Genomic DNA, 25,928 nt, shown 5'->3' with positions numbered 1-25,928 from the left:
TGTATTTATTTCAATGCAACATCCAGATAAACAGAGTGTCGTCCGTAGGTATCATAGAATGGTTTAAAATCAATCCCATCAATCTTGAACGCTAAATGCTGCGGGTCGCCGGTAATAGACTTGCTGATATCCTTCGCATTCAAAGTCACTTTACGCCAATCTTTTCTCGCTTCGGGTTCTTGAGCCGCCAACAAGATAGGTCCATAAAATAAACTGGCAATATTCTGTTGATCCATCACCGGATCTAAATGAAACTGAAAAGGCATCTTCAACGTGACGCGATCACCATTCTTCCAATTGCGGCTCAATTTCAAATAAGTACCTGGCTGTGCCTGTACTTTTTCCGCTTTACCGTTGATAGTCACATAAAATCCTTTCGTTGCCCATCCGGGAACACGTACATGAAGATCAAATTTGCCATTTCCTTTTATGGTCAGCTCCGTTTCGTCCTGCTTTGGAAAGCTCGTCTTCTGCTCTACAGATATTTGACGTTCAGTCCATTCCAAAGTAGAAGGAATAAATAGATTGACATATAAAGCCTGATCATCCTTGCTTTTAAAATAAATACTATGCTGCAGTTTGGTACCACTCTCGATGGCAGTGCCGTTACAACAGGTAAAGCCTGTCATATTGGGATTCCCAAATTGCTTTATTGCCCCGGGTCTTAGTGGCACATGGTACGTATTAGCCGGGGTATTTTCAGCAACAGAAGCTAAAATATGGTTATACAGTCCACGCTCATAGTAATCCATATATTCAGCACGTTGATCAAAAAGAAACAGGTTGCCCGTTAATTTCAGCATATTGTAAGTCGCACACGTCTCATTCTGTCCACCTTCAGAAAAACCATTCTCATATAGGGTCGCAGGCTCTGCTGTAAAAACTTCCGCATTAGCCGGATTGCGCGCACCGGCAACCCCACCTATGCTGTACATATAATCATTGACAGCTTTGTACCAGAAATTGTCTGCCACACGGTAGTATTCAGGTAGATTCGAAGCCTGATATAGCTCGATACTACCCACAATTTGTGGAATATGTTGGTTGGCATGCAACCCACGAAACGTATCAACATTCTTCGCCAATCCATGTGTATGCTGCGCATTACCAAAGAACATATCGATATTGTCGAACAATTGTGCCGTTTTCAAATAGCTTTCCTTGTGGGTGATGCGGTACAGATGCGCCATTGTCTCATTCATTCCTCCAAATTCGCCGGCAATGTACATATTCCACACTTGTATCAGCGTTTCCTTAGGCAGTTGACTCAGACGTGCATGCACCCAGTCAGCCATGCCCATGGCCACTTGAAGCGCCTTTTCATTACCGCTCACTTCATAGATATCAATTAAGCCGGCCAAAATTTTATGCAAGGTATAATAGGGAGCCCAAACTTGCGTTTTCTGTCCCCCGTATTTCGCACCCTTTTCCAACATAATAAATTGATCTGGCGGATACGCGCTAATATAGCCTACACCCCAATTCCAATAATCCGTACGGATACCTTCCTGGCTCAAATCAGAGTCATAAGCTGATTTACCGGGACCATAAGATACGGCAATCGGGTCTGCTACGGCCACAGCACCTTCTTGCTGTGGTTTACCCGACAATTGCGCCAGGTCGTATAGGCTATTGACCATATACGTCATTTTTTCGGCAAAATTAGCTTGCAACGTTTTATCATATCCGGTACTCGCATAGGCCTGTGCGATCGCCGTCAAATAATGACCCGTAGCATGGCCTCTGAGTTTGGTGTCCCGACTATCCCATACCCCTAAAGGTTTAGCCCCTTCAGGTTGTGGTTTTCCAAATGCATCACGAAACATATAGAGAAAAGAATTGGGATCAGTCGTCGCCAAGGTTTTGATAAATTTATCTCGATTTTCAATAAATTTTGTTTGTTGATTTTGCGCATCAGCTTGCAAGGAGACCTGATTCAGTCCAAAAGTTGCCAACTTCAACCGTGGTGCGGCAGCGGTATTACCTGCCTTAACAGTCACGATTGCTTTAGGCTGTATAGCTGTTCCCGGCACTCTTCCTGTAATGGTATAACGTCTAGCTTCCAAGACGGTACTGTTATCATTTGGTGAAGGCCACAATACCCGCACTTTAGGACCAACGATATCCTCCTTATAAGTCCCTTGAACATAGCTTGGTAAGCGTGGTAAATCGCCTAATGCCGTTTCCACTTGCACATCCGGCACAGCAACTAAGTAAGCATTATAGAGTTGCGCTTGGGTCAATGGAAACTCAGGCAGATTATCCTCCACTTTGGTTACATTTACGGCGCGATTACTCACCCCTCGTTGTGAATTAGTATAAATTCCAGTAAGCTGATTTTTACTCAATGGAACACGATAGATCCGAAAATCATGCAACATGCCATCTAAGGTCAGAGATCCTGCCAAAAGTGATTTTCCGATATATAACATGTTCTTATCTCCCGAAGATCCAAAAACTTCGGTCAACTCACGCGGTATCTGCTTAGATTCACCAACAAGCACAGCGTCCACATAAGTCATCATAGTTTTAGCCGGAATATCCACCACGATCGTCAGGTAGACCCACTTATTTAATACTAATGCTGGAGAAACAGCTCCCTTTTGATTATTTTCCCCAGTAGCAATTAAACTTTGGAAACCTTCCTGAAGATCTGTCCCGGAAGGAGCGGCGAAGAAATGTTTATACATATCTTTTCCAAAGTCAAAAAAAACTTGACCTTTTTTCTCCGATCGTAAATATACCCAACCCGAGATGCTCAACGACTCCATATCGGTCAATGCCTCGGCAGGGATCTGGATAAAGTCATTTTTTTCACCCGACAACGACAGTACTTTTCCAAACCGCTTATCATTGATAAATGTAACATTTCGACCAGCAGTAGCATGCAGATTATTGCGGGACCAATCTTTCAAATCGCCATTAAATACATATCGTGCAATCATTCCCGTTTCGCCGATTCCATCCAATATCTGATCACCACTTTGTGCCTGCACCGTACTTAACCCGTTCGCTACAATCGTGGCAATGAAGATAAAACGTAAAAAAACTCTATAACTTTTCATTGATATATCATTAATTGTGAGCTCGCGAGCTCGATTTTTGTTCGCTAATAAGCTGTCCAAGCTGGAGGTTCTACTCCCAGCAAGTGTCTCACGAAATAATCGCGGCGTTTCTTTTCTCCAAAATCACCACCAGAAGCATGTCCCATTCCCGGTACCATAATGAAGTCGTGATCCTTACCATGTTTAATCAACTGATTGACGAACTGATAAGTCGATGCAGGATCCACATTATCATCCAACTCCCCCACGATCAAGAGCAACTTTCCTTCTAATTTATACGCATTTTCGATGTTAGAACAAGCTGCATATTCAGGCCCGATCGGCCAGCCCATCCATTGTTCATTCCACCATATTTTGTCCATACGATTATCATGACAGCCACAGGATGAAACCCCTACCTTATAAAACTCAGGATGAAACAAGAGTGCTCCGGCGGAGGACTGTCCGCCGGCAGAAGTACCATAGATACCGACTTTTTCAATATCCATATATGGATATGTAAGCGCGGCAGACTTCATCCAGGCAATACGATCGGGAAAACCAGCATCTTTTAGATTTTTCCAGGCGACATCTTGAAATGCTTTCGAGCGATTGGATGTGCCCATTCCGTCAATCTGCACAACGATAAAACCCAGCTCAGCAAGCTCAGCGAGGCCTGCCGGATTAGCAGAAAATGATTTAGGGACAAAAGTACTATGTGGACCAGCATAGATATACTCGATCACGGGATATTTTTTGTTCGGATCAAAATTTCGTGGCCGTACGATTATGCCCCAGATATCTGTTTTACCATCTCTGGCCAGCGACTTAAACACTTCAGGTCTGCGCCATCCGGTAGCTTCCAGATCCGAAATATCCGCCTTTTCCAAATCCATCACGATCTTTCCATCTGCCACACGTAGCAATACGGCCTGCGGAGCCTGGTCCACCCGAGAGTAGAGATCTACAAATAAAGAATGATCAGGATTAAAGTTCGCATGATGATTGGCTGCTTCCGGAGTAAGTTCTCTCAGGCCCTTGCCATCAAAACCAATCGTATAGTAATGGATAAGATACGGGTCCTCGTCCTTATGCATGCCACTTGCCTCAAAAATAATCTTTTTGTTATCCTCATCCACATTGACAACTTTACGCACCACCCAATTTCCTTTTGTAATCTGCTGTTTCAATGCCCCCGTTTTAGCATCGAACAAATAAAGATGATTCCATCCATCACGTTCCGAAGCCCAGATGATGGCAGCTGTTTTTTTGAGATCATTCCGGTATTTCTTTCCGCTATAATCAATAAATGTTGCGCTACGTTCTGAAATAATTGCTCTGGTTTTTCCGTCCACAGCACTCAGTTCCATCACATCGTACCGTTGATGACCACGTTGGTTATATTCGAATGTGATTCCACTATGATCTGCCTTCCATACCGGTGCAGACAATGAAAATTGATTGGCTACCTGAGCAGGATCTACAGTGATCAGCTGACCATTTATCACATCAATAATCGTTGGATAATATTGCGACAACGCATCACCGGGTTTATTATAGTCTCTGGTTTGCAATTTTGGTTGTAATTGATCAGTTGGTGAAGATTCCAGTAAAGTCAACTGTCTGATTTCAGCCTTTCTCACTTTTGAAGCCGCCAATTTTTTTGAATCATTGGACCATTGGATACGGGCACTGTAATACTCACCGGGACTGCCATCAAAGGTCAACTGTCGCTCACTTTTTGAATCTCCCTTTTTACTGATATATACATTACTATTTTTAATATAAGCAGTATAGACCTTATCGGGCGAGTCTACAGATTCCCCCTTACTATCGTCCCAACGTGCTCCCCAATATCCATCCGATCTACGGTCATTACCTGTTGAAGGAATATCACGCACTCTGCTCAACTTATTCTCCTGCCCATTCCACTTCCACAGTACTTTCTCTTCCGTAAACTCAAACTCGTTTGCAGACAAGACTTTCAGATCCCTCCCCCACAAAACGCCTAATTTCACTTCTTTACCCAACTGAGCGGATAGCTGCATTTCAATCGCAGCAACATCGGTATCTATTTTCTTTTTCGTTAGCGCATTCACCAGATATAAGCTTCTCTTACCGTCTTTCAGATTCATCCGATAAGAAAAACTATCTCCTTTTTCAGACCAGATAATCTGCTGTGGTACCTGATACACCTTGCCGAATGAATTTCTGATCTCTTTGGCACGTTTATAATCCTCCAATGTCCCTTGCGCCATTGTCGAAAGCTGAAATATCATCAATAATACAGCTGTGAATGTTAACTTCATATGTGTTATTTTTTTTTAATCGTATATGTTGATCGGCCTCTAATCGTGCTCAGGCAGGATTAAAAATAAGTAAGATTATGTCTTTACATCTCTCTGTTTCACAAAATAGTATAATGGAATCCCCAAAAGCGTGATGATGATACCCGGCCAGGTAAATTGCGGTTTATAGATCACCAACAAAATAATAAACGAGATCCCCATCAAAATATAAACAGCCGGTATAAAAGGATAACCAAACGCCCGATAAGGACGCGGCACATCCGGACGTTTATATCTTAACCAAAAGATGCCGATGATACACAAAACATAAAACATAACAACGACACAGGTAATCATATCCAGCAAATCGCCATACTTACCTGTCAAGCACCATATCGAAGCGATCCCCGCCTGTAACCACAACGCGTAGGCCGGTACTGCATTCTTATTTAGGGTACCTGTTTTCTTAAAAAACAAACCATCCTTAGCCATGGAATAATAGATCCTTGCACCAGCCAAGATCAGTCCGTTATTACAGCCGAAAGTGCTGACCATAATCATAATCGCCAAGATGGCTATGCCCACAGGACCAAAAATTTCTTGCCCTACCAGCATGGCCACGCGATCTTTAGGCGCGCTGGCCATCTCCTGGATCGTCAATACACCCGTATACATCAAATTGGTCAAAATATAGATCACTGTTACAATCAGCGTTCCCAGCGCCAGACTCAAGCCAATGTTGCGTTGCGGATTCTTGATCTCGCCTGCTACCGCAGAAGATGAATGCCAGGAATCACTACTGAACAAAGCCCCTACCAATGCAGCAGATATGGCACCAAACGCACCAAAAGTGGCATAATCTGCTGTCGATCCTTCCGCATTTAATCGTTGTAGATCCCACCTATTCGCTGAAGACCAATTTTGATTCCACACCTCCAGATCGAAAGCCGCAAAACCGAAAATGACCAATAAAACCAGGCTTAATATTTTGATCAAAGTCAGCACCGTCTGTACTGTTTTACCATTCTTTACGCCACCGGTATTAATACAGGTGAGCAGCAAAATAACAGCGATTGCCAACAGCTGAGCAGATGAAATATGATAGTCCCCTATTACTAACAGATAAACATCTTCATCCAGTACCGGAAACAAATAAGCTGTAAACTTAGCAAAAGCTACCCCCACAGCTGCAATCGTCGCCGTCTGGATAACCGCAAAAAAAGTCCAGCCAAATGTAAAACTGACCACTGGTCCATAGGCTTCTTTGAGATAGACATACTGGCCACCAGCTTTCGGAAACATGGCACTCAGCTCGCCATAACTCAAAGCTGCGGCCAACGTCATAAAACCGCAGATCAACCACACCACCATCAGCCAGCCGGCAGAACCCGTATTTCGGGCGATATCCGACGATACGATAAAGATCCCCGAGCCAATCATACTTCCGGCAACGAGCATAGTTGCATCCAATAAACCTAATGACTTTTTGAAATCTTGACTATTTTCCTGATTACTCATAATGTAGGGTTGGATTGCGCTTATTTAAAATTATAAAATTTCCATTTTGCCTGATGATCAGGTTCAAGCCGTTGGTTTGTCAATATCGCCCTGAGCATTTCCATGGGCAAGTAATTTTCCTTAATGACCCGATCATGAAATTCATTGTAGGACATTTTCCCAGATCCTACCAATTCATCACTGATACTCAGCAGCTGCAAGCCACCAATCAAATAAGCCAATTGATACAAAGGATCGTAAGCACCTTCAAATGATCGCTTCACCTCACCATGCGCATTTGCAGATTCATGACCTACTTGATTAACCAAATAATCAATACATTGCTGTGGCGTCCACTCGCCCAAATGAAATTTAATACTGAAGGTGATCCGTGCGCAACGATGCATTCTCCAGAATAACATCCCAATACGTTCTTCCGGTGTCTCTGCAAATCCCATTCTATAGAGCAGTAATTCCCAATATAATGTCCAGCCTTCCGTCCAAAATGGCGTATTGAAATTTTGCTCACGATAGGGCTTATACCGTTTATTTATAAAATACTGTAGATGATGCCCAGGATTTAGTTCATGCTGCACTGTACCCAATGAAAAATGCGGATTATTGCCACGCATACTCATCATCTTCTGCTCATAGGTCATTGTATTGGTCGGGTAGGAAATACTGATCTCACGTCCGCCCGTAAAAAAAGGATTGACCAATTGCCGTTCCGGTGTCATCATAATCATTCCCCAGGTTTCATCCGCCAATTCAGGAATAGCGATCAGGTCGTGCTGTTTGATAAATGTCTGGGCTCGATCATATAACTGATTGATCAGAACCGGCTGCTGACCTTCGGGTACATAGGTATTTTTAACCTTTTCCTGCGCTGCTTTCCAGTCATCTCCAAATCCCATCTCACGAGAAGCTTTTAATAACTCCGCCACACACCATTCCCATTCCTTATCAGCGATACGCAATAACTCATCCGCATCATAAGCAATCATTTCCTCGCGCAATTTTTTGTTTAGCGCAACTTTTCCGATCGGCTGCCCGCCAATATTACTTCCATCATTAAACACTTTCCAATTGCTCTTTGCCTGCAATACGTCTTTGTATTGGATCAATTTTTCGTTTAAACTTTCATAAGATTTTGGCACCCACCAGGTAAACATCGGATCATAACCATTGTAGAAATCGAACGCACTCTCCAAACGGATTCGCAATGACTCCACCATATTGACTAGGAAATTAACATCAGCGGATTCGATCGCTGCTATATTTTCTAGTTTTTGGATTGCTGCATCAACCTGATCGCCCGTTTTTTCCAGCAGGACCGCAATATCCTTTCCCACAACAGCAGCACCTCGACGACGTTGCTTTTCAAATTGAAGAATATATTCGGCAAATGGTAAATAAGGCTTCAGTCGATTGTAGGAAGCTAATGCTTCTTTGCGCTCTTGCTGATGTCGCTGCACTTTTCGGTTCAGCAGGATATAATCGACCTGACCATTGGTGTTCAACTTCTTATAATCAAATCCTTTTAATTTGGCCAAATAGTCATCATCGATCTGGAGCAGTCTATTGATCTGCTCAGGCGAGGCTGCCGACTGCTGAAATTCCCAATTTTTGGGCATAGGACCATAAAAATAATTGACAGCCTGCAGATCATGGTAATATTGTATGATATAAGGCTCAATAGGTGTTGTGTGTTGATACAAATCCATATCTTGGGCATCTGTTAGCGAAGAAGCCATACAAAATACGCCAATGACTATAAATTTCTTTACGTTAGGGTTATTGTTGTTTTTCTTCATCATTTCGGTTTATTTTTGTCTATTGAAACCGATCCGGTTTAAAGCCGGAGATATCCGTTTCCGTATCTTTGGTGGACAGTAAGGCTGTGATCGCAATGCTAATCAACACGTAGATCTTAATTTAAGTCAGGGCGATCAGCAATAACCTAATGTAATTCAGCCATCGTTGGTCTTTAATTAAGTCATTTAAAATTTCCTTAATCAAAGAAAGCAACTATAAAAGCGCTAAACTAACCGGCTTTTAATAATTACTTATTGGATATTGACATTTATAATCTATTCGTAAAGTAAATTACTATAATTAGCAATATACATCATTACCTTCCCTACCCAATAACCGCTGTCCTGTTCCCTCCTTGTTCCAGATTAACTGATACTCCTCGTGACGTTGCATGTAAGGATAAAACTTATCCAACAAATCCTCCTGAATAAAAACGGCCTTATCTTGGGAAATAGGAACTTGATATTGAATTGGTTTCATAAATCATGAATCGTTTAAGGTTAAAATAATTTTTATTAAACGTCATTTATACATTAAATTTAGTATTTAGTGGTTTACAAAGCAACTCGTTAAATAGAAAATATCAAAAACGTACTATCTTAGGGTAAAATCTGGTAATTAAAAGAGGGCCTAATCAATCAAATTTGTACCAGTTCACGTTCTGATCCATAAAGAATAATTAATTTCTAAACCTGACAAAATGAATTTAAAGAATAGTTACTATATCCTCATTAGCTTACTCTATATCCTGCCGACCAACACCACATTTAGCCAACAGGAGGAGCATCCCGTATGGAAAGCTACTAAAAACCAGCCTGCGACTTTGGGTATCGATAAAGGATCTAAAAGCTTTGCCTTAGATAAGCTAAAAATAACGGTGCTCAATCACTCACAGACTTTATCAGCTTTTCAACAGGTACATGGTGATGCTGCTTTCGACTATACGCCCGTGGAAATGCTAGCGAAGCGGGACCGCAACGGCTTCTTTCATATCGGTGACATCAACATCAGTCTTAAGCGTCAGGGAGAAACACATTGGTCGAATTATTCTTCGGCCAAAGACCGCAAGAAGGTCATCGCATTGACTCCATCCAAAACCATCTTAGCTGCCGCTGACATCAGCTCAACATTAGGTGACATTCCCTTAAAAGTTGAGCGCAGCTGGGAAAATATAGGGGGCGATCTTATCTTGAAATTTCAACTAACGAATCCTACCGACCAAGCTATTGAAATCGGTGCCTTAGGTATACCTCTCCCTTTCAATAATAATATGGATCAGAAAAATTTGAATCAAGCACATGCACAAAATGTATTTTTTGACCCCTATATCGGCAAAGATGCCGGCTATCTCCAAGTGAACCATCTGCATGGAAATGGTCCAAGCTTACTGGTTTTGCCCTACAGCAATGCCGGATTTGAAGCCTACAACCCCTTACTTGATGACACTACGCCCAGAAGTATTACTTTCGAAGGCTTCCATGAGTGGATGATCCACAGCAAAGCACTTGCCGAAACAGCATGGAAAGGCGTAGAACAATGGAACACAGCAACTTCTACCCTATTAAAACCAAATGAATCCAAAACATTTGCCCTCAAGTTTGTCCTGGCTCCAAGTATCAAAGAAATTGAAAATACACTGCTAAAAAATAACCGACCTGTGGCCATTGGCGCTCCCGGTTATGTCGTTCCATTAGATAATCCGGTCAAATTGTTTATCAAGCATAACAAAGCCATTAAAAACATTTCTATCTATCCTGAAAGCGCTTTAAGTGTTATCAAGCAAAAAGACACACCACAGCAATGGCATCACTATGAGATCAAAGGTCAACAATGGGGACGTGCACGCCTGACCATTACCTATCAGGATGGCACCGAACAAACCATTCAATATAAAGTCATTAAGTCCGAAAAGGATGTCGTCAATGATCTTGGCAATTTCTTAACGACCACCCAGTGGTACGAAAATGACAAAGACCTTTTTGGACGGTCGCCCTCTGTTATCAGTTATGATTATGAAGATAAAAAATTGGTCACCCAAGAGCAACGCGCTTGGTATGCCGGTTTAAGCGATGAAGCCGGAGCGGCCAGTTGGCTGGCTGCCATCATGAAGCAGATCTTGCGGCCAAATCGCACAGAGATCGCAAAATTGAAACGTTTCGTCAATGAAACGATGTATGGACGTATTCAGCACAAGGAAGGCGATCAAAAATACGGTGTGGTCAAAAGTTTATTTTATTACGAACCAGATGCTATGCCAGCAGGCACTTACCAAGCAGCTATCAACTGGAAGACCTGGTCGGCATGGCCAAAAAAAGAAGCGGATGATATTGGCCGTTCGTATAACTATCCGCATGTAGCGGCTGCACATTGGGTCATGTATCGTCTCGCCCGCGTCTACCAGGATCTTGTAAAGGAAGAGCGTTGGAATGTCTATTTAGAACGTGCTTTTCAAACCAGTATGGCCATGATCGAAAAAGCACCCTATTATGCCCAATTTGGACAAATGGAAGGCAGCATTTTTTTGCTTATCCTCCATGATTTACGTCGTGAGGGACTGACAGCTGAAGCCAATCAATTGGAAGCAGTGATGCGCAAACGGGCCGAACATTGGAAAAGTCTTGCTTATCCCTTTGGGAGTGAAATGCCCTGGGACTCCACTGGACAGGAAGAAGTCTATTTATGGTCTCGCTACTTTGGTTTTGACGACAAAACCCGGGTTACCTTAAATGCTATCTTGGCCTATATGCCTACCTTGCCACATTGGGGATACAACGGTAGTGCCCGTCGTTACTGGGATTTTGTCTATGGCGGAAAATTATCCCGAATCGAACGTCAGCTACATCATTATGGTTCGGCTTTAAATGCGATCCCTGTATTGACCGAGTACCGTGATCATCCTGATGATTTCTACCTTCTTCGCGTGGGGCATGCCGGTATGATGGGGGCATTGGCCAATGTGACTGCAGATGGCTTTGGGCCTGCAGCATTCCATTCCTACCCGTCTACACTAGCCAACGATGGTATTTCGGGCGATTACGGTACTGGGTTTTATGGCTATGCAGTCAATTCAGGCACGTATATCATAGAACATCCAGAATTTGGCTGGTTGGCATTTAGTGGTCATCTTAAAGAAAATAAAGATCACATCGAAGTAGCCATAAAAACAGCATCCAAAGGCCGCATTTTCTTAGCAAAAGAAAATCTGTGGTTGACCACTGATGCCGGAGAAATCGAAACACTAATATACAATCAAAAGGATAAAAGTGTAATCTTGAAACTTAATCAAACAGCTCTTGTGCCACATGTATTGCTGAATATCAATCCAGAGAGTGGGTATGAAATTGAAGGTGCCCACAAGAAGAATAAATTCAATCGATATGAATTGTCCCCTTCTACCAGCACGCTGATCCTTAGAAAAACAAATTGATAGAAGCCGCTAAAAAAACTTACAAAGGCTAATAATTTGTCTGCCTCTGGATAGCGGCAGACAGATTATTTAATGTGTACAGCCATGAAAAAGGCAGCATTTCCCATGTTTTGCAATGCTCTTCAATGGCAAGCTTTACTGCGCTCCAAATACCTCAGCCAGCTTTTTGTCCAACTCAGTATCCGTTTCGGATCCGCTTGCATATCGCCCTACAATCATGCCATCCGGATCAATCAAAATCTTGGTCGGTAATGTGCTGATCCCAAAGTGGTCAGAAATGGATTTAGAACGGTCGAATTCACCGTTTTCAAATTTAAGCCCGCTAAGGACATGTCTCCATATACCGATTTTATCTTGATCTACTGCTTTGTGCCAGGCAGCCTGGCTCCGATCGTCGCTCGCAACACCGATAATTTCAAAGCCTTTGCTTTTATATTTTGTATACAGGTCTATTAAATGCGGATTACCTTTCCGGCAGGGAACACACCAGCTCGCCCAAAAATCCAGCAGCACATATTTACCCTTGAATGCGGCAAGCTTCAGTTCCTTTTCATTGATATCGGTCGCCTCAAATTCAAATGCTTTGCTCCCCGGGGAACCGTTTTTGATGCCCTGGATCTTTTCTGCGATCTCCCTACCGTTACCGCTGTTCTTGATCTGATCGGACAAACCATTATATAACCCTTCGATTTTAGCAAGATCGGCACCTGTTGTCATAAATTGCATCAGAAAAGAACTCACGTATGAATTTGGATTTTTCTTAATAAATTCCACATCCAATCCGGCAAGCCGATCATTAAATGGCGTAAAATTTTCCCGGTAGTCATAGGCCTCCTCCTTCAGTTTCTTTACTTTAGCTTCCAGCAGCTTCAGTTCGGCATCCGCATCCATGTATCGCTTATTCAATCGGCCATATTCTTCCAGCACAGGTTCCATCTCCTTGCGGATGACATTCTTTTCCACATTCAATTTTGCCCATTCGTCCTGTGATTTTGAACCTTTGATCAGGCCCTCTTTGAATTTGTCTCTCTCAAGTCGGATGCTCATCTTTTTGGGTTCCAAATAAAAACTTACGGCATTCGGATCATCCACACTCCTGCCGCTACGGTCCAGATAGAGATAAGCCATAACTGGTTCGTCGATTTTACCCTTAAAAACAAAGGCATTATTTTCAATTTTTACACTGTCCAAGGTATGCTTGCTTCCGTCTCCACTACGATAGCCCAGGTAGACATAGGGCGACGAAACATTAATGGTTTCGCCCTTCAATACAAAAGGCTGCTGCCCGAGGGCAACCAACGATAAATTGGTCAACAACACTATGCTTACGATGTATTTTTTCATTTTTTCTAAATTTAAGATGGTTACTAAAATTCATTTTTATTAACTCAATTCTGAACCAGGTTAGGATTGGCGATGATCTCTTCCTCCGGTATCTGCATGACTATTTTTTTGTCGGTCGGGCTGATATTCAGTTCGGCAGAACTGCCAGATTTATAATTCCGTGCCATAGGCAGGCCATTCCGGAATTCATCGTAGCTTGCATGCCCTTCAAATGCCAATTCCAGCTTGCGTTGCTTCAGGATTTCATTGATCAATGCTTTCCCTTCCAGCCCCGATAAAGCAGTCAGTCCTGCCCGCCGCCTAATCGTATTGACATCGCTCAATGCAGCGCCCGCATTATTTAGCTTTGCATAAGCCTCTGCCCGATTGAGGTACATTTCGGCCAAACGTAGGTAACGGAAAGGTGAAAAAGTATAAAGTGACAGATACCGGATCATATATTTTGAAACCGCCCGAGTATCTTCGGGATATCCCGGTGTTACATTGTTGACGTAAAAACTATTTCGCTTGTCGTCTACGTCCAATAAGGACAGTAAATAAGGCGAGGGCCGATATAATCCGCCGGTATAACCAATCTGTACGGGCATCGCAAAATAATTGCTGATCAGCCCCTGTGAATAGTCTATATTCACCGCAAAGATGTCCTCTTTGTTGTTTATGTTATTGGTTTTATAATAATCAAGATAAGCTTGGTCCTGCAAAAGCTGATAACCGCCTTCTTTGATCACTTTGTCGGCATATTCTGCAGCTTTCTGGTTGGCACCTGCGACCGGATTATCGACAGTTCCACCCATATACAGGTATACTCTGGACAGCAGCGCATAGGCAGCATATTTGCTACCATAGCTGTTTGATTTCTTTTGTGCGAATAGCGGAGCTGCTGTTTCCAGATCACTCACAATCTGTGCATACACCTGCTGTACGGAGGCTCTTTTCGGAGCAAATTCAGGGCCGATTTTGTCATCTAGAATAAGCATCACTCCGAGAGATTCGCCAGGCGATTGATGGTAAGGTTTACCATAGAGACGTATCAGGTTAAAGTAGACATAAGCCCGTAAAAATAAAGCATCGGCCTTTGCCTGTAAGATTTCAGCGTTTGTTTCACCCGCCTTCACATGGCCCAATATTTTGTTAAGGTGCAGCAGTAGTGTGTAACTTCCGCGCCAAAACTCGTAGGTATGCGAGCGGTCTTTTGTACTGGAGTTGGCATAGTCAAACACATCCGTATTCTTGTTCACCTCCGCATCCAGCGCCCTGATCGTGTTGCCTTTTGCTTCTGAGAGAAAGATAAGCATATCATTATAGTTAAAGGAAGATGCTACCGCACCACCGGCCACTAGGTTGTAAGCTCCCACCACAGCCTTGCTATAGCCTTCGGGACGCTCAAACTGGATATCCTCAAAAATAACGTTATGCGGACGAAGCTCATCCAGCTGCTTATTACAGCCGCTTGTCAATCCCGCGACAAGCATGCTGACTAGAAAATAAAGACTTCTATTTCTATGATATCGGTATATAGATCTGATTTTCATCTGTAAATAATTAAAACGTAACTTGAACCCCCAATAAAAAACGTCGTGGATTTGCAAATCCTGTGCCTACACCGCCAAAAGAAGTTCCCCCGAGTGCAGCCCCTTCGGGATCCGCACCCACAAAATCTTTGTCCTTAATGACCAGCAGATTGTCACCGCTGACATAGACGGTTGCATTTGTCATTTTTATACTTTTTAGGATATGCTGTGGCAAGCTATAAGCCAACCGCACATTACGCAAACGTGCATGACTGCCATTTCCCCATATTCTGGACGAGCGGTAAGTCAGCGCCGTCCAGGCATTGGGATCCGTGCTGAATATATCCGGATAGTTGGCCTCGGTATCGCCCGGCCCTTTCCATATATGCTGGTTTTCGCCGAATGCGATATTATTGCGGCCCTGTCTTGGCAATGTCGGACTCTGGAAATTATTGACAATATTCATCATCAAATAATTGCCATACTGAAACCACCATTCGGCGCTCAGGGTAAATGTCTTATATTGAAAAGTATTGGTAAAACCGCCAAAAAACTTTGGTGTAGCCGAACCTATCGGCTGCCAGTTGCGCAGATCACTTGTGGCTCCGAGTCCCTCCACGATTGTTTTTTCACCATTGACATAGTTGTAATGCTGCATATTGCCATTATCCGGATTGATACCGGCATACTCTACAGCCTTGATCACGTTAATATCCTCACCGATCTTCCGGTAGTAAGCGAGCGAATAGCCATCCAGTAGCGAGTCTTGATAGAGTTTTGTAGTTTTATTTTTGTTGAGGCTAAAATTAAGGCTACTATGCCAGTTAAAATCGGTTGATTTGATCAGGTGTGCGTTGAGCATCAATTCCAGACCTTTATTGACAATTTGCCCTACATTTTGATATTGAGCCAATGAACCTTGGGCAGAAGGCAATAATACATTCTGAAGCAGTCCATCGCTTCGCTTATGATACATATCGAAAGTGATGCCCAAACGGCCAAATAATAGGGCATCCACTCCTACATTGGTATTGTATAGCGTTTCCCAGGAGATGAGGGGGTTTGCCAGCTGCGAAATGCGGACACCGGTATTACCTTCCTGCTCATAACGAAAGAGGGTACTGCCATTTCCAGTCGCATAGAAGGTTGTATTCAGATAGCCGTCCCCCAGATCGCGCCCCGAAGTCCCGTACGAAGCACGCAATTTGAGTGAATTTATCGCTTTGACATCTTTTAGAAAATCTTCCGAAGACAGCATCCATCCTGCACTCAGGGAATAGAAAGTACCATACCTTTTGTCCCGTCCGAAATTGGTTGTTGCATCTGTCCGCACCGACGCTGAGGCCAGATATTTTTGTCTATAGCTATAATCGGCCTGTCCGAATACCGAAAATGTCGCTCTTTCGCGATAAGCTCCGACCGGTGAATAAGGCCGCGAATAGGCTAGGTCTACTGCACTACCAAACCTTTTTGCCGCCCCCATATTTCTTTCACCAGCAAGCAGATCGTTCATATTGACCGTAGATAACTCCGTCGTGCGTTTGCCCCACTCCTGCCCGATCAGCACAGATAGGTTGTGTTGTCCAAAATTCTTCCGGTAATTCAATGTATTGGATGTCAGATAGTCGACCATCTTTGTATCGTCCAGATCCAAGCTTCCATTTGGCACGGTCATGCCGGGCCGGAATAAATAGGGAAAGCCACCATACCGCCCCGAAAATGATCTTGGATCAAAATAAGAGTTGATATTTGTGCCCATATAATTGATTGAATTGGTACTCTGGATGCTTAGTTCCGGCAAGATATCATAGCGCAAGCGTAAACTGCCGAGGTGATTTTGCACATTCGTTAAGCGTGTGTTGTCATAGTCCGTTTCGGCAAGGAAATTTTGCATCCAACTTGTCGCGACCGGTCCATAGTTGCTCGACTGCCTAAGCTGTAGACTATCCAGCAAATTGCCTTGTTCATCGTAGGGCGACATAAAAGGCTGGATCATATACAGTTCAGGGACGCCATTGCGTCTTGAGGTGCGGTCCACGATGGTACTGAGGTTAAGGCTTGTGTGAAATTTGCGCGATACAGCATGATCAATATTGACGCGCAGACTTTTACGGTCAAAAGAATTGTCATATAAAGCACCATTCTCTTTAAACCAGCCAATACCGGCATAGAACTTTGTCTTTTCTGTCCCGCTCCGGACGCTCACTTCGGTATTGCGCAGATTGCCGTTGCTATAAATAGCGTCTTCCCAGTTAAAATTGCGGGAACGATCTGCATCGGTATATACACGGCGTTCGCGGATAAAATCATTTACGTCAGGAAAAGTCTTGCGGATAGATTCTGTCTGCTCCCAATAGCGGCGCATCTGCTGATCCATAAAACCGATGAGCTCGGTCGTATTCATAAAGCGCAGGTCGCGTTTTGGCTGGATAATACCATATTGAATATGCGCGTCTACCGTGCTCTTGCCCGACAAGCCCCGTTTGGTCGTGATGACAATCACGCCCTGTGCAGCCCGCGAACCATATATGGCTGTCGAAGAAGCATCTTTCAGGATCGAAATATTTTCTACATCCGCAGGGTTAACAGCATCCTGCACAGCCTGGTAATTGGTGATTATCCCATCTACCACAATCAATGGCCCCAGATAGCTGTTGGTAGGTGTCGTCATGGAGGACTGCCCCCGCTCCACCACCTGACCCTTTGCCCCGGACTCGCCTGATGTCTCCGTGATATACAAGCCCGTGGTTTTGCCCTTTAACATAGACAGCACATTGGACGAGGTGACACTGCTACGCAGGACATCCCCGCTGACCTGCTGCACAGCGCCTGTCACTTCAGAGGCTTTCTTATTCATATAGCCCACCACGACCAGTTCTTCCAGATACTGGCTCTGCTGCCTCAAGCGGACCGTTCCAAAATTTTCCGTTGCTTTTACCCGTTGCGACAAATAGCCCAGCAAGGAAAACTCCAGATAACTTTGTTTGGGAACATGCTCGATATAAATATCTCCGCTTCCGTTGCTGCTGGCGTATTTCACTATTTTCAGATCCGCCGAAAGCACTTTAACGGTCACGCCCAAAAGACCATTATTCAGTGAATCAGTCACCCGCCCCCGAACGCTCATTTCATCCTGCTCAACGATTGTCTTTCTTTCGGCGGAGGCTGGCCGCTCCTTGATAATGATCAGCTTGCCCTCAAGCTCATAGCTCAGCGGCAACCCCTGTATGATGGACTGTATAGCCTCTTGGAGTGGCTTATTTTTAATATTGACGGTTATGTTCCTGTTGCTTTCTACTTTCTGTGCGGACCAGATGTAGTGGTAGCCGGTCTGTTTGTTGACCTCTCGAAAGGCTTCCTTGAGCGTAATTTTTGTGTGCCTGAGCGTCACCATCTGCGCCGCCGTCTTGGCGCTTATGTGCACAAAAAATAAACTGCAAATAATAGCGGTAATTGATATTTTCATAATACACGTTTTGGTCAGGTTAGGTAACCAATGTACATCTTTCTTGTTTATTTTATACATTTGCGTTGGTTAGTTAGGTATTAAAATGTGTTGTTCAAGATAGTTTTGATCACGACTGACAGTATTGATCGGGGGCGCCGCAAACGCCCCTGATTATTGCCCGGTTCGCCATCTTATCATTTTCTTCCATCGTTTTATTTCATAGGCAATCTGGTTTTCAGGTTTCTTATTATCGTTGTCTTTTTATTATAGTTTATTTTTTCCTGACATGCAGCAATTTGCCCTTGCGCTCAAATCTGACATCACCTGTCTTTTCCAAGGTTTTCAACAACGTTTCCAGGTTCTCATAGCGGGGTATTATGCCTTCAAATTTCAATTTCTTTAAGTTGGCCTCTTCGAATTCAACATCAATATCATACCAGCGCGCCACCTGGTTTAAGATGATTTCCAGCGATTCATCCGAAAAATTGAATGTGCCCTCTTTCCAGGAGATATAACCCAAACTTTCGACATCTGCGATCGTGATCGTTCTACCGCGGATAGTGGCTTGCTGATTTGGTTTAAGGTATTGTTTGTTGGATCCATCCGGCAGCGACAGCTCCACCTTGCCCTCGACCAAGGTCGTCCGATCCGGCTCACCGCTGTAAGCTGTGACGTTAAATGAGGTGCCCAGCACTTTGATGGTCTGGCCCGGGGTACGCACGACAAAAGGCTGTAGTATTTTTTCCCTACCTTTTGACCTATATCGGTGTGCAACTTCAAAATAAGCCTCCCCTTCCAGCTCCAGAATCCGGGTTTCAGCAGTCCGATCAACGATATAGCGCAGACGTGAATCCGCATTGAGCCAGACTTTCGTTCCGTCGGGAAGTGCAATTTTATACGTCCCCCCTTTCGGGACATCAATGACCATATTTTGCTGGCTCACATTCTCGGCAGCTAACCCTTGGACCAATGATCCATCTGCATAAGCCAGTTTCTGCCCCAGAACAATCTCAGACTGACTTTCACTCAGGTCCACCTGTGTACCATCGTCCAGTTTGATCGTTGCTTTATTTCCACCCGGTAAAACAGTAGCCTGTTTCGGTGCGCTTACATCCTGATTGATCAGATAATGTATTGTAAGGCCCAGTCCTGCCAATAGGACAATCGCGCCAACAAGCCGGATCCACTTGCTGTGAAAGCTTATTATTTTCGCAGATTTCGGCTGTTGAATTGTCTGCAAGACCTGTTGCTCCAACCCCTGCAACCAATTATCTTCGGCATCCAGCTGCTCTCCGGTAACAGGATCGCTTTTAAATTCCCGTCCGATCAGCTGGCGCAGCTGCGCATCGTTTTGTTCATCCGCGATCAATCGCTCCAGCTCCAGCATTTCCTTTGGAGTCAATGTATTCGCCAGATAACCTTCAAACAATTCTGAAAAACGGGAAGTTTGCATAGCTCTTTTTATTTAGTAATACGAACGAAATAAAGAAACCAATGAAGCAATCTGAAAAAAAAGTAAAAAAATTTATAGCACGACCCTGAGGTATGGCCCGTTGTCCTGTGAAGCCTTTTGAAAAGAAACTTAAAATAGGGGTGTTTTGAGTGTATCCGGAGCGATATTCGCAAATAAAAATACCAGCAATACCATCGACGCTAATTCAGGATGCTGTCTGAAATAAGCCTTGATAGAAGCATTCGCGTTGGTGATATGGGAATTTACTGTAGCGACCGAAATGGATAAAAGCTGGCTTACCTCCTCATAGCTCTTTCCTTCTATTTTGCAGAGTTCAAAAACCCTTCGACGTTGCTCGGGCAATTGCTGGATACCACGTTGTAGCACCGCCAGCAGCTCTTTGTCAAAGATCCCCTCTTCGATATGGGAATACGCTTCTATAATATGGCTGAAATAATCAACAGACAGCCGTTTTTCACGTGCGGCTTTGCGCAGCCGGTCGTAGACCAAATTTTCGGCTATCTTGTACAGATAAGCCAGGTAACGTTCGGGGTCCAGGTTATCCCTATTTTTCCAGACCCGCAAAAATAGTTCCTGCAGGAGCTCTTCGATATCCTCCCGGGACTTGATCAAACGCGACATGGACAAAGCCAGCGGGCCTTTGTATCGGCTCATCAGCTCCTCCAATGCCAGTTCATCACCTGCTTTCAGGCGAAGCAGCATCTCCGATTCCGTTGTATAAGCTATGTTTTTCAAGTAAAACTATCAAGTTGAGGTTGCCTGCCCTAAAGTTAGTAATAACAAGTTAAAGCACAAAGCCGTTGCCCAGATCTTAAACCGTCGAGCTAAATTCAACCTTCCCATACAGGTGCGCTAACACAGCAGGGCAAAAAACTTAGCGTCGGTATACTGCCCACCTGATATCCCCGACCCTGAAATTATAAAAAAAGGCCGGATCAATTGCTGTTCCGACCTTAAAAAAAACTGTCCTTTAATCCTACGTATACCTTCAATCTTTGTATATCATTCAGTGAATGAACAATACTAAAGAGAAAATAGTTTCAATAAATGATCAATGGGTTTGTGCGATGTAAATTCTAGTTTCCGTATAATCTTGCTCTGACGCAACGAATAGGCATCGCAGTCCTCGGCGTAATTCCAACATCAAATGGCTTTATACCACTCAACAATTCACCCTGATAATCAGAGTGTACCGATGCAACAATCTTGTTTTGAACAGTGTTAAATTCAAGTTTTAAATACGAATGATAGCCATTGACTGTTTGTCCACTCGAATTAGTATATGAACCTCCTGGAGCCAGCCAAAAATATCCATAGCCACCAAGTACTCCATTTGTTTTATAAGGAATACTTGTTGTTTGCATCTGGTAATTATTATTGACAGTCACCCCAAGCGGCTGTGCATACCCTTTCAACTCAAAAGTAATTACCTGTGACCAATCATCTGAAACAGTTCCTCCGTTAGGAACAATATTTACGACGATGGATCTCGTCGCAGAATTATAATTATAACTAATTCGCTCAGGAAAATTATTTATTAATGTTGCTAAAGTCATACCTTGTGCGACTGTTGGAAGCGTCCATGAAGAATTTAATGTCGTATTGGAACCATTATCTGGCCAGGTTAAATTTGGTCTGACTTCATTACAAGGATTGCCTAATGCTGTAGATCCCGACCCAACTGGATATTGGAAATTAGTAACATAGTAAGTCGAGCCATAATTTTCTGAAGAAGGTGAGGAAACACCATTTGGACTATAAGTACTTGGATAAAAATAGGTACTTGCATTACGCGGTCTATGTTGAAATCTTGTATAACCTTCAGCATCATTAAACCTTCCACTGACAGCATCATAGTAAATATCACCCCGAGCCCAATTCAATGCGGGGCTTCCAGGTACAATAATTCCAGCATCCATTGGCATAATAGTAATACGATTAAATTTGCCTACTGTTTTGTCAATGGTAAAAATTAGATCGCTTTTGTTTAGAATTTTTGCAGTTAAAGGATCCGATGCGCTTGAATAGTCAAGCATCATATAACTGGAAATGTTAAATTTAAAGTTATTGGTAGTGTTGCTGCCCGGGACTGTGAAAAAAAATCCATGGTAGGATGTATTGGGATAATTAAGTGAAGTTGCATAATTGGCTCTACGATTAATATCCACTGCATTTGTAATTGTGTAGGTCGAAACAGCATCAAAACTTCCTGCCTTTAAATCAAATTTTCCACCTTGTAAAATATTAGATGCAGCTTGGATAGAAGGTCTATTCGAACCCGATTGTAAGTATTGAGCAAGATAATTCTTCGCATTGAAGCCGCCTGTATGTACACCAACCTCAATCATGGTCATCGCATGTTTAAATTTCACGGTTATTTTATTGTCAAGTATTCCGGGGCCGGTCGCAGCTGTAAAAGTACCGCTAGCAAATAAAAAATCTTCGTTTTCAACTGGAAATTTTGGATTTTGGAGTTCATTACTGGCAATAGCCGGCAATGGATCAGTACCATAATAGGAATAGGCGTACCATCTATACACGTTCCCCTTCACCACTGGTAGTTGCGGGAGTGTACTACTACCAACAACACCATCCACAGAACTAACATAGCTACCACTATTATTATATAATAATATCCTGAAAGTCACATCTTTCGTCAAGGCTCTTCCCGCCGGAAATCCCGCTGGGGCATAATTGTCCGGATAAACTGGAGCGACTGCTTTTGTAATAGGCTTAGTTTCATTCAAGACCTCTTGTTTGATATTGTAAATTACATTTTGCCGTGAATCGACAATTCGCTCATCGAGAACATTCGACCATTGAAGACCAGGTTCAATGTTGGACGCTTTGCTTTGTACATTTCCTGAAACATCAAATCCCGTTTCTGAATCTACCATAAAGCTAACTTGTGATTCCGTAGCTGTACCAAGTTCATTTTTCTCCTTTGAACAACTTTGGATCAATATCATCCCCACTAACGCTAATGTAGATGCGTATATATTTTTAAACATAAAAAATTAAAATTATAAATCAATTAATATCAATACTTTCCATGGAAATCCTACCAGTCAAATACATCCCCTGTTAACTGGCCTGCTTGCCAGGCTTCCACTTGTGGTGTGTTTTCTTGATTACTAGGGCCAACAAAAGTCGCCGTGGCCGACGCCGCTGCTATCCCCTGTTCCATTTCAATGTCCTCCAATGCAACTTGTGGTCGAACATAATTCAATCGCTTTTTCTTAAGCTTTCTTTTCATAAAATATTTAAATATCAAATCGTGTAATTTCAATTTTTCTGTGTGCCACAATAAATATTCCCAATAGAAGGTCTTTTCTCGTTATTGCCAACATTTCCAGTTTTTGGATAATAATCAAGATTATTCAATCCATTTTAGTCATCAAATGCTTCCCCAATCGTAAGTTGCCCATTACAATCTTATTGCTATCCCCAATTTTTAACTTATTGCGCTAATGAATTACAATGGTGGTTTAGACCTTTTCCTTTATTCCATAGTGACCTTCCCAATTCCTACAGTTTGGTTCGACAAATTTTGACAGAAATTTCAGTATTTCAAATTGCCGATAACTGAAATTTACTGGGTTTAAACACGATAGATCGACAAAACACTTTTAAACAACGCAAAGGGCCCTCATTTGAATCTATTCAGGCTATTTTTTTTGTAAGCAATAATAATTTTTCGAAAAATAATAACTGACTAGTGAGATATTTTCTAGAAAGTGAAACATTTATCAACGCAGAACAGCACATTTTTATGCCGATATATCTATTAGCAATCTAATAAACCAAATCACAACCACTAAGATTTCTCCACTATAAGTTGAAATAATCTCATGATTGAACGGTTAGCTCAAAAAGAAAAGTCCTGCTGTTTTAACAGAGAAATTGTAAAATTTAAAATGGGGCAAATGAGGTAAATGGATTTCTAAGCCAATAGGCTATTAAAATCTTGAGGATACATTCAGGTAATATTGATTGCAAAATGAATTCATTTTACCATAAATAATATCAATCTATTTTTTCTGGAAATACTCAGATGGGGGGACTCCCATTACAGACTTAAATACTGAAGAGAACTTGCTTATACTGGAAAAGCCTGCGCTCTCAGCAAGAATAGAAAATTTAACGTTGAGTAAGTCCGGGTCACGTTCAACTCTTTCAATCAAATAAGCGATACGGGCTTGTTGGACATAATTGTTAAAATCCTGACCCGTAACCATATTGACAATGTAAGAGGCATATCGTTGATTGGTATTAAGTAAATCAGCCAAATCACCCAAACTCACCCCCTTTTTTAAGAAAAACTTATTAATTTGTGCCTTGTTAAATTCTTCTATTAAACGATCTGCAGTAATTTTGCTTATTAAAACTTCGCCTTTTTTAGCTTGTTCGATTTCAATTTTATCAGGAATAATTTCGTCAAATTCTTCATTCTCTTTAATAACAGGATTTAATGGCAATATATTCTTTTGCTCTTTTTTTATTTGCCGCTGTTTGTAGGTTATTACTAACAAAAGCACATTAATTACACAAATGGTAATATTTAAGATGAGAATTAGACTGTTGTAATTGCCTTCCATAAATTTCATTAATTCGCTTTACAATAACTATTTTTTACTACAAGCGGTTATTTCATAGATTTCGAACCAAGCCATTCCTATTAAATATTAAATCATTGAATCAAATGGCTAGTTGACTAGTTTTTAGAAATAAAAATATCTCCGGGTGTTTACTTTTTTTTCAAAGTAGCCTCCTCTCTATGATCACATCGCTATCTTCTATCACTATTCCTTCAAGCGCTGAACCGTTATCCAAAATTCAACAAAACAAAGTCCGCATTGACTATTTAGGACAATTGACCAAGCTTTCCATTTTCCGTAAAAAAATACTCAGAATGCGTGTACAGCATAAAACATACATTTTGAATACTTAACAAATGAATATTTCACCAAGATTTTCCGCATCTATAAAAATCGGTTTTACCGATATTAACAACTTTCTTTCACATAGTGGCAAACTAATTCAGCACCTCTAAAAGCAATGATTCTTTTTCTGTAGATACATCACTACAAATACCCACTTTATTCGCTAGATTAATCATCTATACAGTTATATAAAACCATATCCAGAGGAAGTCGATTCAATCATCTTTTTATGCATTCCATAGTGATGCATGAGGTTAGTAGTTTGTAAAAACTTGTGTAACTCATGTTGAATCGGCTATTCATTTTATAGTTTCACAGATAGATGTATTAAACTTAGAAAAAGTTATTATCAAAACAAAATAACTTTTCCATTAACTATTTTTCAAATAACAAGAAAATCAGCGTTTTGTTTGTATTCTTACTAAGAGCCAGCCCTTATTTTAAGATGGTGGGCTTATAAAAAAATGGCGATATTGATTTTAACCTTTTAATGATTAAAACTGATTACCAGTTTTTTATCGAAATATGCAAAGATATCGGGGATTAATTATTCTTCTTTCTTTTTATGCGCATAATATCAATTTTGTAGGTCCTTTCTGCATAATTGATGAGGATTTCAAGATCATTTATTTTATTGGTTAATACATTTTGGAAACGTAATAATTCCATGTTTCTATTTTTAAAATTAGCCAATTCTGATTCAAGCCGTATAATTTTTTCTTCGACTGAAGGCCTTACATCCTCTTCACTCGTATTTTTTAATTTTATATCCTTGTTTTGCTCTTTCTCAATGTTGTCTGCTTTAATAGCACGCTTCGCCCAACTGACTATTGTTCTTCTATCTTTGACCTGACTCTGCTCCATTGCTTCCTCAATAGTTAACTTGCCCATTAATACCTGTCTGGCGACATGCAACATAAGCGTCTTTTTCTCTTTCATATACAAGTTGACACTAGGTTAAAAACTTATTATAATACTTATCTACAACTATCTAATCTATACGTTTAAGTGGTTAGTTTTTCTAATGAAAGGCCGTGATCTGACAGTGTAGTCGATCACGGCCTTATTTATCCATATAAAAACATGAAAGATCATGTGGTAATTCTGGACTGTCTACTTATTTAGATTCTATGATTC

The 25,928-nt window shown here is 42.0% G+C and carries 15 protein-coding genes; 1 reads left to right on the top strand and 14 read right to left on the bottom strand.

The features are described from left to right. Positions 1-5: 5 nt before the first annotated feature. From M2408_RS12610 to M2408_RS12590, 5 genes are all read right to left on the bottom strand, one after another. A complete protein-coding gene (locus M2408_RS12610; protein WP_259182292.1) occupies positions 6-3,065 on the bottom strand; it encodes a beta-L-arabinofuranosidase domain-containing protein in 3,060 nt (1,019 codons plus the stop codon). Between the two features lie 44 nt (positions 3,066-3,109). Then, positions 3,110-5,353, bottom strand: a complete 2,244-nt coding sequence (locus tag M2408_RS12605) for a S9 family peptidase (RefSeq protein ID WP_259182290.1) — start codon at positions 5,351-5,353, stop codon at positions 3,110-3,112. 75 nt (positions 5,354-5,428) lie between these two features. Continuing rightward, entirely contained in the window at positions 5,429-6,850 is a 1,422-nt protein-coding gene (locus M2408_RS12600; RefSeq protein ID WP_259182288.1) for an APC family permease, read from the bottom strand. A 20-nt stretch (positions 6,851-6,870) separates the two neighbouring features. Further along, entirely contained in the window at positions 6,871-8,646 is a 1,776-nt protein-coding gene (locus tag M2408_RS12595; RefSeq protein WP_259182285.1) for a DUF885 domain-containing protein, read from the bottom strand. Between the two features lie 298 nt (positions 8,647-8,944). Further along, a complete protein-coding gene (locus M2408_RS12590) occupies positions 8,945-9,124 on the bottom strand; it encodes a hypothetical protein (protein ID WP_259182283.1) in 180 nt (59 codons plus the stop codon). A 220-nt stretch (positions 9,125-9,344) separates the two neighbouring features. On the opposite strand from M2408_RS12590, the gene M2408_RS12585 reads away from it, so the two are divergent. Next, on the top strand, positions 9,345-12,071 hold the full coding sequence (locus M2408_RS12585) for a DUF5695 domain-containing protein (protein WP_259182282.1): 2,727 nt from the start codon (positions 9,345-9,347) through the stop codon (positions 12,069-12,071). A 135-nt stretch (positions 12,072-12,206) separates the two neighbouring features. On the opposite strand, the gene M2408_RS12580 is transcribed toward M2408_RS12585, so the two are convergent. The 9 genes from M2408_RS12580 to M2408_RS12540 all read right to left on the bottom strand — a co-directional run bounded on the left by M2408_RS12580 (position 12,207) and on the right by M2408_RS12540 (position 25,730). Further along, positions 12,207-13,415 carry an AhpC/TSA family protein gene (locus tag M2408_RS12580; RefSeq protein ID WP_259182280.1) on the bottom strand — a complete coding sequence of 403 codons (1,209 nt, stop codon included), beginning with the start codon at positions 13,413-13,415 and terminating at the stop codon, positions 12,207-12,209. 44 nt (positions 13,416-13,459) lie between these two features. Then, a complete protein-coding gene (locus tag M2408_RS12575; RefSeq protein ID WP_259182279.1) occupies positions 13,460-14,947 on the bottom strand; it encodes a RagB/SusD family nutrient uptake outer membrane protein in 1,488 nt (495 codons plus the stop codon). Positions 14,948-14,957: 10 nt separating this feature from the next. After that, positions 14,958-18,392, bottom strand: a complete 3,435-nt coding sequence (locus M2408_RS12570) for a SusC/RagA family TonB-linked outer membrane protein (protein WP_259182277.1) — start codon at positions 18,390-18,392, stop codon at positions 14,958-14,960. Between the two features lie 253 nt (positions 18,393-18,645). Further along, positions 18,646-19,827: a FecR family protein gene (locus tag M2408_RS12565; protein ID WP_259182275.1), complete on the bottom strand. Its 1,182-nt coding sequence runs from the start codon at positions 19,825-19,827 to the stop codon at positions 18,646-18,648. A gap of 129 nt (positions 19,828-19,956) precedes the next feature. After that, positions 19,957-20,583 (bottom strand): RNA polymerase sigma factor, encoded by a 627-nt coding sequence (locus M2408_RS12560; RefSeq protein WP_259182274.1) that lies wholly within the window; start codon positions 20,581-20,583, stop codon positions 19,957-19,959. A gap of 341 nt (positions 20,584-20,924) precedes the next feature. After that, positions 20,925-22,859 carry a fimbrillin family protein gene (locus tag M2408_RS12555; RefSeq protein ID WP_259182273.1) on the bottom strand — a complete coding sequence of 645 codons (1,935 nt, stop codon included), beginning with the start codon at positions 22,857-22,859 and terminating at the stop codon, positions 20,925-20,927. Positions 22,860-22,909: 50 nt separating this feature from the next. Continuing rightward, entirely contained in the window at positions 22,910-23,104 is a 195-nt protein-coding gene (locus tag M2408_RS12550) for a hypothetical protein (protein WP_259182271.1), read from the bottom strand. A 775-nt stretch (positions 23,105-23,879) separates the two neighbouring features. Then, complete coding sequence (locus M2408_RS12545) at positions 23,880-24,455, bottom strand: AraC family transcriptional regulator (protein ID WP_259182270.1); 576 nt, start codon at positions 24,453-24,455, stop codon at positions 23,880-23,882. A gap of 879 nt (positions 24,456-25,334) precedes the next feature. Next, on the bottom strand, positions 25,335-25,730 hold the full coding sequence (locus M2408_RS12540) for a hypothetical protein (RefSeq protein WP_259182269.1): 396 nt from the start codon (positions 25,728-25,730) through the stop codon (positions 25,335-25,337). Positions 25,731-25,928 lie beyond the last annotated feature (198 nt).

It is taken from the genome of Sphingobacterium sp. BIGb0165 (genome assembly GCF_024810095.1).
GTDB classification, from domain to species: Bacteria; Bacteroidota; Bacteroidia; order Sphingobacteriales; family Sphingobacteriaceae; genus Sphingobacterium; species Sphingobacterium detergens.
This window is presented reverse-complemented; position numbering and strand designations above follow the sequence as displayed.